The sequence below is a fragment of the Bacillus sp. DX4.1 genome (assembly GCF_030348195.1).
Classification (GTDB): domain Bacteria; phylum Bacillota; class Bacilli; order Bacillales; family Bacillaceae_G; genus Bacillus_A.
Map to the genome: position 1 here is coordinate 788,887 of NZ_JAUCFT010000008.1, position 12,883 is coordinate 801,769.

A 12,883-nucleotide genomic window follows, 5' to 3' on the forward strand; every position below is an offset into this window, starting at 1 on the left:
AGATAATAATCCGCTTACATGAACGATAGGAGGCTTCACAATGTCTAGTAAAACACTCGCAAACTTTTTAGAAGAAAATTTAGAGGATTTAAAATCAAAGGGACTTTATAACGTGATTGACCCGCTAGAAAGTCCAAATGGACCAATCATTACAATCGGCGGGAAAGAATATATTAACTTATCTTCAAATAACTATCTTGGTTTAGCGACAGACAATCGTTTGCAAGAAGCAGCAATTGGTGCTATTCATAAATATGGCGTTGGTGCAGGTGCAGTTCGTACAATTAACGGTACACTGGATTTGCATATCAAATTAGAAGAAACAATTGCGAAATTTAAACATACAGAAGCAGCAATCGCATATCAATCTGGATTTAATTGTAATATGGCAGCGATTTCAGCTGTTATGGATAAAAATGATGCGATCCTTTCTGATGAATTAAATCATGCATCTATCATTGATGGTAGCCGTTTATCCAGAGCGAAGATTATCGTTTATAAACATTCCGATATGGAAGATTTACGTAAAAAAGCCATCGAAGCGAAAGAATCCGGTCTTTACAATAAATTAATGGTTATTACAGATGGCGTATTCTCAATGGATGGTGACGTTGCGAAACTACCAGAAATTGTTGAGATTGCGGAAGAACTAGATTTAATGACATATGTTGATGATGCGCATGGTTCAGGAGTACTTGGAAAAGGTGCAGGTACAGTGAAGCACTTCGGCCTTTCGGATAAAGTAGATTTCCAAATTGGTACACTATCGAAAGCCATTGGTGTTGTCGGAGGATATGTGGCAGGTAAGCAAAATTTAATCGATTGGTTAAAAGTTCGTTCACGTCCATTCTTATTCTCAACAGCGTTAACGCCAGCGGACGCGGCAGCATGCATGCGATCCATTGAAATTTTAATGGAGAGTACAGAATTACATGATCGTCTATGGGAAAACGGACGCTACTTAAAACAAGGATTAAAAGAACTGGGCTTTAACATTGGGGAAAGTGAAACACCGATTACTCCTTGCATTATTGGTGATGAAGTAGTAACACAAGAGTTTAGTAGACGTTTAAATGAAGAAGGCGTGTACGCAAAATCAATTGTGTTCCCGACTGTAGCAAAAGGAAAAGGTCGTGTTCGTAACATGCCAACAGCGGCTCATACGAAAGAAATGTTAGATGAAGCAATTCGTACGTATGAAAAAGTGGGTAAAGAAATGGAGATTATTTAATACATTTACATCTTTTGAAAGCTTGCAAATGAGGAGTGGGGAAAATGAAAAAAATTCTAGTAACCGGTTCTTTAGGGCAGATTGGTTCTGAACTTGTAATGAAACTTCGTGATGTATATGGCGCATCAAACGTTATTGCGACAGATATCCGTGAGACGGATAGTGAAGTTGTAAAATCTGGTCCATTTGAAACGTTAGATGTAACAGATGGTCAAAAACTACATGATATTGCGAAACGTAATGAAGTGGATACGATTATTCATTTAGCAGCTTTACTTTCAGCAACAGCAGAAAAAAATCCGTTATTTGCTTGGAATTTAAATATGGGCGGACTTGTAAATGCATTAGAAGCAGCACGTGAATTAAACTGTAAATTTTTCACGCCAAGTTCCATTGGTGCATTTGGTCCAACAACGCCAAAAGATAATACACCACAAGACACGATTCAACGTCCAACTACGATGTATGGGGTAAACAAAGTAGCTGGGGAACTTTTATGTGATTACTATCATCAAAAATTTGGTGTCGATACGCGTGGCGTACGTTTCCCAGGTTTAATTTCTTATGTTGCTCCTCCTGGAGGCGGCACAACAGATTATGCGGTTGAAATTTATTATGAAGCAATTAAAAAAGGTTCTTACACCTCTTACATTGCAGAAGGTACACACATGGATATGATGTATATGCCAGATGCACTGCAAGCAATTGTTTCATTAATGGAAGCAGATCCAAGTAAATTAAAACATCGCAACGCTTTTAACATTACGGCAATGAGCTTTGAGCCAGAACAAATTGCTGCAGCCATTCGTAAACATATTCCAACGTTTACAATGGATTACGCTGTTGATCCAGCTCGTCAAACCATTGCTGATAGCTGGCCAAACTCAATCGATGCAACAGCAGCGAAAAACGAGTGGGGCTTTAAAGCAGACTACGATTTAGATAAAATGACAGCTGATATGCTTGCAAAGTTAAAAAAAAAGTTAACAGCTGAGTTAGTGCTTAGTTAATGAAAAAAGAGCCGATTCAATTCTTCTTTGAATCGGCTCTTTTTGTCAGCATACCTAAACATAGTCTAGATACGAATAAGTTTTCTCGTTATATAGACTTTACCTTATTCGTATCTAGACTTCTTGGTTCGGTGTTAGCTTCAGGGTATTGTTGTTCCGTTTCTTCATATTGTTTTTCATATTCGTAGCTAAATGCTTTATGTGTTTTTTGATCTTTCTCCCAAGGAGTCGATTTTCCTAACTTTCTGTTAATGGAAGAACCGTAAGGACCTTCAGGAAACTCTTCGGGAATGACATATTCATGTCTTGCTTCAGCAGCTGTAAAATCCGTATATTGTTCATCCTTTTTTGGGGACAAATGAAACATCCTTTCAAATATATTTGATAGTAGACCTCTTCCTTAATATACCCCAAAAAATTTCTATGAATTTTTCATTTCCTTTTATCGGCGCTTTTTTAAATATATCGACCGCTCGACAAATAACGACTAAAAAAACAGGGGCCGAACAGGCCCCTGTTTGCTATTCAATCGTCTTCAGTAATAATTTCTTCAATAACGGCTTAATCTTCAATCGTAAGTCCTCAGCGTGATTCGCAACTAAGAAGTGATGGTTATAAATATTTTTCATCAATTGATAGGTTGCTTCTTTTGCTTCGCCTTCTTCAATGAAAATTCCGATGACTTCCATGCCCCTTTTACGCGCGAGTTTTACCGCTTCGTGTGTATCTAAAATACCATCTTGTTGATAGTCTAATGCAGATGGTTCACCGTCTGTAAATACGAGCAAGAATTTATGTTTCTCTGGTCGTTTTGCAAGCTTTTCAGAAACAATGCGAATAATGTAACCATCACGGTTATCTTCTTCTTCACGAAGCTGCATAATTTCTGGTCCAACGCTTGGAAGAGTTGAATTTTTGTACGTTACGACTTCATGAATCACGTTTGGTTTGTCTTCCGGTGTAGCACTAGAAGCATCTTCCCAAAATCCACTAATGGCATGCGGGATTTTTAATGATTTTAGTGCCTCGTGGAATAGAACAACACTTTTTTTCGTTTCTTCCATTTTGTTGTACATGGAACCAGAGCAGTCGACTAATAGCTGAAAGGCAACGTCAAGTTCTTGTGATTCTTGCCCTTTTTTATAAAACATGCGCGGTTGTTTTTCTGTATAAATACGTAGAAATTTCTTGCGAAGTCTGCCGTAGTATTTATCAGCATTTGCGTTTGTTTTATTTTCAATTGTTTTCTCAATAATTTTCTTTAATTCTTTTACATCTTTATTAATGACGGATTTAATGGCTTGATAGTCTTTCTTTTCATCATGATTTGTCTTGCGAGCTTCTTTAAATATATGTGATGCACCAGCGTTATATTTACCGTATGCACCTTCACTTTGGCTAGAAGCATGGGACGCTTTAGCATCTTCTGCATCAGCTTGATCAAAGTTTGACTGCGTACTTTTTTGTGACGTACCTTGCACAGAGGCAAGTGCTTGATCACTATCGTCAGACTCACGAGCTGTATCGCCCATCATATTTGTCTTTGTACCGCTTTCTAATTCAAAGCGTAAAAAGTTTTCATTTTCGTTATTTTTATTTTCACGATGCCATGTAGAAAAGCTTTCATTAATTTTGTTTTTATTATCATCGTCATCCACAATTTGTACATCGTCATTTGCTAAATCCTCGACACGACCGTCTTTTTCCTCTGCAATGACAGGTAAGTAGAGTGGTGCGAGTCCGAAGTAGTTGTTAAGCATATCATTTTTAAGTGATTCTTCTAAGCGATAACGAATCTTTTCAACAACATACATTGTATCTTCTGTACTGCGTGCTTGAAACGCTTCATGTAAAATGGCTTCGATTTGCTCGAAATGTTCATTGTTAAACATTTCATATTTATCACTCGTTAATGAAATATAGCATAAGCAAAAGAGACGATCCCCATGATAATTACGAACGCGGTTGATTTCATTTTGTGAGCTGAAATAGTTGCGATACATTTCTTTTCGGCGTCCGAAAACATATTTCGTACCAGGACGAAGCCCTTTCACAATTTCTTCGACTCGTAAATCTTCTAACAGAACAAATAATTGTGTTAAAAACTTTTTAAGAGGAGATTCTTGTAATTCGATTGCATAAGAACGAATTAATTTCATGTCCGAGTAATGTTTATTGCCGAGTGCTTTTAAAAATACTTCGCTTTTTAATCCGATTACGGTGTCCGCTTCTTTTCGATCGTCCCAAAAGTGACTGATGACAACTTTTTTTTCGATTTCGTCGTAATATGCTTTATAACCATATTCTAAGTAGGCATCGTCTTCTTTTAGAAGGGCATACATTAAATTTTCCATTTGAAGAAACAGCGACGCATCGATTTTTTTGTCACTAAAAATTTGTCTCATGAATTATCCCTCAAAGAAATAACTTTCTGCTAATTCACGGACAGTCATTTGTTCGGTTTCATCACTTAACTTGGCAATAATGCTTCGTTCAATTGCACGCATAACAGGGATATATACGCTTAAATCACATGCATCAATAATACCGCGAATACTTGCTGCTTCTTCACTTACACGACCGTCACGAGCGAGTGGCATAAGGTCGCTGGCAAATGCAACAAACTTTTCAATCGTTGCAACGTCTTGTAATTTAGATTCAGATAATAGTAATTCTTTTAATGTTTCACCTTGAATATAAGGAACTTCAATGATAACAAAGCGGTTTTTTAACGCTTCGTTCAGTTCGCTTGTTCCAACATAACCTTCGTTAATTGCAGCAATAACGCGGTATTCTTCATCTCCGTATACAACCTGTTGTGTAAATGGATTCGTAATCATTTTACGGTAATCTAGTGCACCGTGTAGAAGAGGTAGTGTTTCTGGTTTCGCCATATTGATTTCATCGATATATAGGAAATGACCATTTTTCATTGCTTTCATAAGAGGGCCATCAACAAATGCAACTTCAGATGCTCCGTCTTTTGTTTGTAAGGTATTGTACCCTAAAATACCTTCGACATCTAAATCAACAGAACAGTTAATACTGTGCATCGGTTTTTGGAATAAGGAAGATAGTGTTTCTGCAAGCACCGTTTTTCCGCTTCCAGTTGGTCCTTTTAATAGAATGTTTTTACCAAGAAGAAGTGCCGTAATCGCATCTTCCATAATGCTGCTATCGGATGCTTTATATATTTTTGTTCCGATTAAATGTGCATTTTCACCAGCTACTTGTTTATTTTTTTCGTGAATTGTTGCTAGTTGCTGCTTTAAATCAGCATGTATATGAAATTGTTCTAACATGTATTTCCCACCTAACATTATTTTCATAAAGTAAACAATACATCTTATGATAACGTGTTTTAATAGGGGATGCAAAGAAAAGGAGAGGGAGACAGAAGTGAGAAAAGTACGTCATTATAAAAGAAAAAAGTAATCAAGTTTGTTTTGATTACTTTTTAGAAATCTACAGCAAAGGTGAGATGAGTCGCATCAGTGACTCAAGTATTCTTTTTCGAATACTTCGCTTTTGAAATAAATCCCATTTAATTTCTATGGAATCTTCAAAATCTTGCTCGAAATCACGCTTTATATCTAAAACCGTTGTAGATTCATATAGTATTGCAATAAGCTCATAATTAAGTTCAAAGCTACGAATATCCATATTTGCTGTACCAATTGTTGCGATCTTATCATCAACAAGTACAATTTTGGCGTGCATAAATCCATCTTTATAGTGGTAAATTGATGCTCCTGCTTTTAACAATGGGGTAAAGTAGGATTGAGATGCTTGGTCACTAATAACACTGTCACTTTTTCCTGGATATAGAATGCGGACATCAATTCCAGCAGTTGCACTTAAACGTAGTAATGTTAATGTTTCTTGATCTGGAATGAAGTATGGAGTTGCAATCCAAATTGATTTTTTTGCAGATCCCATAACTGTTAATAGAGCATTACGAATACTTGTATCATCTGAGCTTGGTCCACTTGCGACGATTTGAACGGCGCCTTCTGCCTGATGAACTCCTTGACCTGGAAAATAGTTTCTGTTCATAAATGGATCCCAAGAATAATTGTTTAAACCGCTAGAGGCGTAGAGCCAATCTTCTAGAAAAACAGCTTGTAATTTATATAATGCTTTTCCTTCTATTTTTAAATGACTATCGCGCCAAATAGGAAACTTTTTAGAACGACCGAGATATTCATCACCAACGTTGAGCCCACCTGTAAAACCAATTACTCCATCTACAATAACGATTTTACGGTGGTTACGATAATTTACTGTTTCAAGTAGCCATGGTGAAAGAATAGAATCAAATTCGACAACCTCAATTCCTGCCTCTTTCATAGGTTTTAAGAAGCGATTTCGTAGTGTATTGCTTCCAAGCCCATCATAAAGAAAGCGTACGATAACACCGTCTTTTGCTTTTTTTATTAATGCATCTCGAATTTTCGTACCGATCTCATCTGAGCGATAAATATAGTATTGAATATGAATGTGATGCTGTGCGCTTGCGATAGCTTGTATGATTTCAGTAAATGTTTCTTCTCCGTTTGTTAATAACGTTGTTGCTGTTTCATTTGCGACAGGACCACCGCCAAATTTTTGTACAACCTTGGTTAAATAGGTAGACCGCTCATTTAACGAGGAAGGAAGTGATACATCTAGGTGCTTGCCCGCTAAAAGCTCACGGAATACATTTCTCTTTTCCTCTGCACGATGTAAATGCTTTTTTCGTCTCCAGCGGCTTCTTCCGAAAAGTAAGTACAATAGTACACCTATTGCGGGAAGGAGCGCTAATACTAAAAACCACGCTAATGTACTTTGTGGTGAACGATTCTCAATAAAAATAACGAAGGAAATCCCTACAACAGTGATGGGCCATAGTACACCAACAAAAGTGTATAACGATATGCTGGATCTATTTAAGAGCATGAGAGCAATTGCTACAATTGTAAATACAAATAGTAATTGAACAACACGATTTTTCATATGTATAAATTTCACCTATTCTTTCTTATGTATACGCTTTATATGAACGAGCTATCAGCTTCTTGAGTGGAAGCTATCTTTATTATAAACCGTTTTATTTTTTTGCACCAATATAGACATTTTGCCCATGCCTTCCACATTTGTCCCACATAACGTATATTATTACGCCTTTATCTCCTACCTCAAAATTCAGCAAAAGCAAAGAAGTTAGGTGAGGGCTGATAATCAGTGGGATGAAGAAAATCCTCATTGATTAAAGTTTCACTTTATATGAAAAGGAGTGTGAATGATATGCATAGAGTAAGCCGTCCATTTGGTGGTTTTGGACACGGGGGTGGCTTTGGGCATGGTGGTTTTCATGGAGGTATTGGGCGTCCACCATTTTTTGGGGGTGGATTCTTCCCAGGATTTGTAGCTGGCGCTTTGCTTAGCCCTGCTTTTGGTTATGGTGGATATGGTTATCCATATTACTCAGATTATCCATACTATACGGATTATCAGGATTATCCGTATTATTCATACAGCACATATTGATGAAAGTGGAAAGAACAGAAGTACTCATGCCTTTCGTATTTGTCCTGCGTATGGTAGTAAATAATCAATACAAAAGGAGATGAAGATAAAATGAATGATATAAGGAATCATGGTGGACATCACCACAATCACCATGGCGGGCATCACCACAATCACCATGGTGGACATTATCATGATCACCATCACGGCCATCACCACGGTGGAGGTTGGGGAAGCTGGGGGGGCGGTTCCTTTTTCCCAGGTGGCGCTTTTGCAGGAGGAGTAGTAGGAGGTCTTGCAGGTAGTGCATTAACGAGCGGTGGAGGATACTATCCAGCGCCTTATCCAGTGTCCTATCCAGCACCGTACCCAACAACTTATCCGGTGACATACCCGTCTGCTTATCCATATCCCCCATATGGGAGATATTAATAAGCGATATAGATATGAATACAAAAAATAGGGAAGAAAAAACAGGCTGGAGCAGCCTGTTTTTATTATCTCGAATGTAAACTAATGAATAAAATACTATCTTTAATTGTCATGTTATTAATGGGGGATTTTCTATCGTCTTGTTAGCTCAAAAAGACTATCATGTTTAACAACATAAAAGTAACTAATCTAAAGGCTCTATGCCATCTTTATAGAAAGAAAGGGAGTTGCCAGCTAAAAATCCATTGTAAGTGGAATGTAGCTGGCAGCTCCCTTTTGTGTTAGCTTGCTCTTTTATTTGGTTGTTCTGGTACGGATGTTGGTGAGTTTTTCATAAGAATTGGATAGAGAATAAGTCCTAGTACAAATAACCCGATACCTAAGAAAAATGTTTTTAAATCAGCTGTTCCTGTTTTGATCACCCAAATGGAATATAGGAAGGCTAATATTGTAATGATACCGTCTTTTATTCGAGAACCTGGCATTACATCATATGTTTCCCCTGTAATAACAAGTTTTAGCTGATATAGAGTGGAAACAAGATATGGAATTAAATAAGCTAACGTTGCAACAACAATGGCAAAGTTATATGCTTCTGAAACAGTACCAGATATTGTTGAAAACAAGAAAAATTGCGTCATAATATTTGTAATAAGCAATGATTTTGAAGGACTTCCTTTTTTATTTGTTTTTCCAAATAATTTTGGGAAAAGTCCGTTCTTCGCTGCCTGATAAGGAACTTCTGCGCTAACGACAATCCAGCCGACAGTAGAGCCAAATAATGATACAAGTGCTAATAGAGCCATAATATAGGCGCCTTTACTGCCGATTGCGAGATTTAAAGCATCTACTAACGGTTTTTGTGATTCTTTTAAAGCGTCTTGCGGAAGAGCACCCATTGTTAATAATGTGATTGCCATGTAAATTAGGAGTGCAATGATCAATCCGAAAATCGTTGCTTTTTTCACGTCTCGTTGCGATTTTGCTCTGTTAGAAAGCATGACCGCTGATTCAATACCGATAAATGCCCAAAGTGTTGCAATGGCAGCAGCATTTATTTGTCCGCCAAGCGGAATTGATTTTCCAGCTTCATTCATAAAGGTTTGGCCATCACCGAAATTAGATGCATTAAAAATAAATAAGGTAATGACAATGAACATTGTAAATCCAATAATCTTTGCGATTGTTGCGAGAAGATTCATGTTACCAGCGCGATCAATGTTTTGCGAAAGAATATATTGAATGCCCCATAGCATCATGCTACATACAGCAAATGTTAGGCATTTTCCAAGTTCTAAGGAAAAACCGTTTATAGTAAAGAGAATTTGCTTACTTTGTAAAACTGGGAAAAATGTAGATAAATATCCTGCAAATGAAATAATAACAGAAGCAGTTGCAGCCCAGTTCGCTGCCCAATATCCCCAAGCCATACTATATCCAGCAACTTTACCTGTCTTCGGTGATTTAAACATCGCTTGTGCGTAACTTTGTGGGCCAGCTTTTAACTCTGGTTTACGTATGGCAAGATTTCCGAATACAAGTGCAATCATAAATACACCAAGTCCTGTAATAGTCCATGCAAGTGTAGATCCCATCGGGCCTGATACGTGTGCTAAATTTGCCGGAAGCATAAACACGCCGCCACCAACCATATTTCCAACAACAAATGCTGTTAAAATCCATAAACCCCATTTTTTCATTTCCATGATTGTATAACTCCTTTGTAGTAGTTTTGTTTATTCATCATTTTTTTACTCCACATTTGTGGAAGTTTCACTTTATCTAGCGTTTTTTGAAAACAAAAAAGAGCCATGTAGATAAAAAATACCTACATGGCTCTTTGCCTAACGTAGGTACAATGGGAATAACCCTTGTACCTACGCGTAAATTTTTCCGCTAGGTTTCAAGGGTTTACGTATGATGATGATGTTTTTGTGCAAATGTAACTACAGTTGTATAAGTAAGCATAGTTCTTTGCTCCCTTTCTCCTCTGATTTTGAAATTAGTATACTACATGTTTTTTTAAATGAAAAGAAAAATATAAAAATCTTTATAAAAATGCGGATTATTGACTAAATATTTATATGTATTTTTCTGGTATTGGAAAATAAGTGAGAGATTGGAATGAATTTCTGACATGCTATAATACAAATAGAAAAAGAAGGTGACAAGGGGTTATTTAAAATGATGAGTAAGTATGAGCAAATCTATAGCGATATAAGCAACTTAATTGATAATCGTAAGTTAAAAGAAGGAAATAAAATTCCGTCTGAAACGGAATTAATGAAGCAGTACGAAGCGAGCAGAGGTACGGTAAGAAAAGCTGTAGATTTATTGCAGGAACGCGGGTTTGTACAGAAAATTCACGGCAAAGGTGTTTTTGTTTTAAAGCGAAAAAATATTGAATTTAACTTTGGAGGTATTGTAAGTTTTCAAGAGGAAAATGAACGTCTTGGCCGCCACTGCATAACAAATGTGGTAGAAATGGAACAAATTCACGCAGCAAAAGAGGTTGCGAAGTTATTGAATGTGAAAACGAAAACGACAATTGACCGTATTAAACGTGTTCGAAATATTGATGGAGAAAATGTAATTTTAGATGTGAACTATTTTGTAGTGGAACATATTCCAGGGCTGACAAAAGAAATTGCTGAAAAATCCATTTATAAATACATTGAAAAAGAATTAGAATTACATATTAGTTATGCACAGCGCGTCATTGAAGTACAGCCTTGTACAGAGGATGATCGCAATTATTTAGATTTAAATGGAACAGACTACGTTGTCGTTGTAAAAAACTTTACGCACTTATATGATGGTAGCCAATTTGAATATACGGAATCACGTCACCGCCTTGATATTTTTCATTTTTCTGATGTGGCGCGGAGAAAATAAAGTGAAACGATCCCCTACCTATCTTCTGTATTTTTTGAATCTTGAGGTAGGGGCTTACTGCTTGTTAATAAAGGGGAAGGAGATGAAACGAAAACTGTTTCATCTCTTTTTTATATGGCTCTTACGGGAAGTAAGACTCAATCACTGATTATTAGTTGAACGAATCGGTCCTTTACGGACAGTTTATCCCCCACCTAACTTCTTTGCTTTTTGCTGAACTTTAAGGTGGGGGTATTACTACCCATTAATGCGGGATAAAAGTTTCACAGTATAAAAAAATCACATACTCGTATATACGAGTATTGACTAACTTATATATACGAGTTAATATGTAAGTGTAAACGTTATCAAAAAAAGAAAAGAGGGACGGGAAATGGGGAAAGACTATCGGAAAGCAGCAGAAGAAGTGCTGCAATATATTGGTGGTAAAGATAATATCGAACAAGCAGCGCATTGCGTAACAAGGCTTCGCATCGCTTTAAAAGATGAAAGTAAAATAGATGGCGAGAAACTGCAAGCGGTTTCTTTAGTGAAAGGTGCGTTTCATAACGCTGGGGTATTTCAGATTGTAATTGGTCCAGGAGATGTGGATCGTGTATATGCAGAATTGATAACGCTTGCAGGTATGCAGGAAGCAACAGTAGCGGATGTAAAGGATTCAGGGAATCAAAAATTAAATCCAATGCAAAAGTTTGTAAAAGTATTTTCTGATGTCTTTATGCCAATTTTACCGGCAATTGTAACAGCTGGTTTGCTGATGGGGATTAATAATTTATTAGGTGCAAAGGATTTATTTTTTGATGGCAAAAATTTATTAGAAGTATACCCGAACTTAGGCGGATTATGGGATTTAATTAATATGATGGCCAATACGGCATTCGTGTTCTTACCAGCACTTGTTGGTTGGTCGGCAACGAAACGGTTTGGCGGTAGTCCGATACTTGGGATTGTTATGGGATTAATGTTAGTACACCCTGATTTATTAAATGCTTGGAACTACGGAAAAGCAGCGGCAGGACTTGATGGACAAAAGATTGAGTACTTTGACATTTTAGGACTTTTCAAAATTGAAAAAGTAGGATATCAAGGACAAATTTTACCGATTTTAGTAGCGGCGTTTGTATTAAGTAAGGTTGAGATTTTCCTTAAGAAACGCGTACCAAATGCCATTCAATTATTGGTTGTTCCGATTACAACGATTGTTGTAACAGGCGTGTTAGCATTAGGAGTTATTGGACCAGTTACGCGTCATATTGGAGATTTATTAACAAATGGTTTAGTTGGTGTTTATGAAACAGTTCCTACTTTAGGAGCAATATTATTTGGAGCATTATACGCACCGTTAGTCATTACCGGCATGCATCATATGTTTATTGCAATTGACTTACAGTTAATTTCACAAAATGGTGGTACGTTCATTTGGCCGATGATTGCACTTTCAAATATTGCACAAGGTAGCGCAGCGCTGGCGATGTTCTGGATCTCAAAAAATCAAAATGATAAAAGCATGGCATCAACATCAGCAATCTCCGCGTATTTCGGTATCACGGAGCCCGCGATGTTCGGTGTAAACTTACGAAATAAATTCCCATTTTATGCAGCGATTACAGGATCGGCAATTGCGGCGGTGTTTATTACATTAAATGGTGTGTTAGCACCAGCTATCGGAATTGGTGGGTTACCAGCATTTATTTCTATCATTCCGAAATCGATTCCAATGTTTGCTGTTGGAATGGTAATCGCAGCTTTAGTTCCATTTGTTTTAACATGGTTATTCGCAAAACGAGCACAAAAGAAATAGAGGAGG

At 37.1% G+C, this 12,883-nt stretch carries 11 protein-coding genes; 6 read left to right on the forward strand and 5 right to left on the reverse strand.

The window, feature by feature from the left end; translation table 11 throughout:
- The first annotated feature begins 40 nt into the window (after window positions 1-40).
- Window positions 41-1,231: a glycine C-acetyltransferase gene (locus tag QUF99_RS07005; RefSeq protein WP_289369208.1), complete on the forward strand. Its 1,191-nt coding sequence runs from the start codon at window positions 41-43 to the stop codon at window positions 1,229-1,231.
- Window positions 1,232-1,266: 35 nt separating this feature from the next.
- Complete coding sequence (locus tag QUF99_RS07010) at window positions 1,267-2,241, forward strand: L-threonine 3-dehydrogenase (protein WP_289369209.1); 975 nt, start codon at window positions 1,267-1,269, stop codon at window positions 2,239-2,241.
- Window positions 2,242-2,329: 88 nt separating this feature from the next.
- On the opposite strand, the gene QUF99_RS07015 is transcribed toward QUF99_RS07010, so the two are convergent.
- From QUF99_RS07015 to QUF99_RS07030, 4 genes are all read right to left on the reverse strand, one after another.
- The gene (locus QUF99_RS07015) at window positions 2,330-2,608 is read right to left on the reverse strand and encodes a hypothetical protein (RefSeq protein WP_289369210.1); all 279 of its coding nucleotides are present in this window, start codon (window positions 2,606-2,608) and stop codon (window positions 2,330-2,332) included.
- A gap of 154 nt (window positions 2,609-2,762) precedes the next feature.
- Entirely contained in the window at window positions 2,763-4,646 is a 1,884-nt protein-coding gene (locus tag QUF99_RS07020) for a vWA domain-containing protein (protein ID WP_289369211.1), read from the reverse strand.
- A gap of 3 nt (window positions 4,647-4,649) precedes the next feature.
- The gene (locus QUF99_RS07025; protein WP_289369212.1) at window positions 4,650-5,543 is read right to left on the reverse strand and encodes an ATP-binding protein; all 894 of its coding nucleotides are present in this window, start codon (window positions 5,541-5,543) and stop codon (window positions 4,650-4,652) included.
- 163 nt (window positions 5,544-5,706) lie between these two features.
- Complete coding sequence (locus QUF99_RS07030; protein WP_289369213.1) at window positions 5,707-7,236, reverse strand: cardiolipin synthase; 1,530 nt, start codon at window positions 7,234-7,236, stop codon at window positions 5,707-5,709.
- Window positions 7,237-7,527: 291 nt separating this feature from the next.
- Here QUF99_RS07030 and QUF99_RS07035 point away from each other — a divergent pair, with 291 nt between their 5' ends.
- Window positions 7,528-7,770: a hypothetical protein gene (locus QUF99_RS07035; RefSeq protein WP_289369214.1), complete on the forward strand. Its 243-nt coding sequence runs from the start codon at window positions 7,528-7,530 to the stop codon at window positions 7,768-7,770.
- Between the two features lie 90 nt (window positions 7,771-7,860).
- Entirely contained in the window at window positions 7,861-8,181 is a 321-nt protein-coding gene (locus tag QUF99_RS07040) for a hypothetical protein (protein WP_289369215.1), read from the forward strand.
- 281 nt (window positions 8,182-8,462) lie between these two features.
- Here the strand turns inward: QUF99_RS07040 and QUF99_RS07045 are convergent, their stop codons facing one another.
- On the reverse strand, window positions 8,463-9,887 hold the full coding sequence (locus QUF99_RS07045) for an amino acid permease (protein WP_289369216.1): 1,425 nt from the start codon (window positions 9,885-9,887) through the stop codon (window positions 8,463-8,465).
- A gap of 478 nt (window positions 9,888-10,365) precedes the next feature.
- On the opposite strand from QUF99_RS07045, the gene treR reads away from it, so the two are divergent.
- Both treR and treP read left to right on the forward strand, forming a co-directional pair.
- Window positions 10,366-11,076: a trehalose operon repressor gene (treR, locus tag QUF99_RS07050; protein ID WP_289369217.1), complete on the forward strand. Its 711-nt coding sequence runs from the start codon at window positions 10,366-10,368 to the stop codon at window positions 11,074-11,076.
- 373 nt (window positions 11,077-11,449) lie between these two features.
- The gene (gene treP, locus QUF99_RS07055; protein ID WP_289369218.1) at window positions 11,450-12,877 is read left to right on the forward strand and encodes a PTS system trehalose-specific EIIBC component; all 1,428 of its coding nucleotides are present in this window, start codon (window positions 11,450-11,452) and stop codon (window positions 12,875-12,877) included.
- The last annotated feature ends 6 nt before the right edge of the window (window positions 12,878-12,883 follow it).

Coding starts and splice junctions, on each gene's coding strand:
- QUF99_RS07015 (WP_289369210.1), bottom strand. CDS start 2,608: ATGTTTCATTTGTCCCCAAAAAAGGATGAACAATATACGGATTTTACA.
- QUF99_RS07020 (WP_289369211.1), bottom strand. CDS start 4,646: ATGAGACAAATTTTTAGTGACAAAAAAATCGATGCGTCGCTGTTTCTT.
- QUF99_RS07005 (WP_289369208.1), top strand. CDS start 41: ATGTCTAGTAAAACACTCGCAAACTTTTTAGAAGAAAATTTAGAGGAT.
- QUF99_RS07025 (WP_289369212.1), bottom strand. CDS start 5,543: ATGTTAGAACAATTTCATATACATGCTGATTTAAAGCAGCAACTAGCA.
- treP (WP_289369218.1), top strand. CDS start 11,450: ATGGGGAAAGACTATCGGAAAGCAGCAGAAGAAGTGCTGCAATATATT.
- treR (WP_289369217.1), top strand. CDS start 10,366: ATGATGAGTAAGTATGAGCAAATCTATAGCGATATAAGCAACTTAATT.
- QUF99_RS07035 (WP_289369214.1), top strand. CDS start 7,528: ATGCATAGAGTAAGCCGTCCATTTGGTGGTTTTGGACACGGGGGTGGC.
- QUF99_RS07030 (WP_289369213.1), bottom strand. CDS start 7,236: ATGAAAAATCGTGTTGTTCAATTACTATTTGTATTTACAATTGTAGCA.
- QUF99_RS07045 (WP_289369216.1), bottom strand. CDS start 9,887: ATGGAAATGAAAAAATGGGGTTTATGGATTTTAACAGCATTTGTTGTT.
- QUF99_RS07040 (WP_289369215.1), top strand. CDS start 7,861: ATGAATGATATAAGGAATCATGGTGGACATCACCACAATCACCATGGC.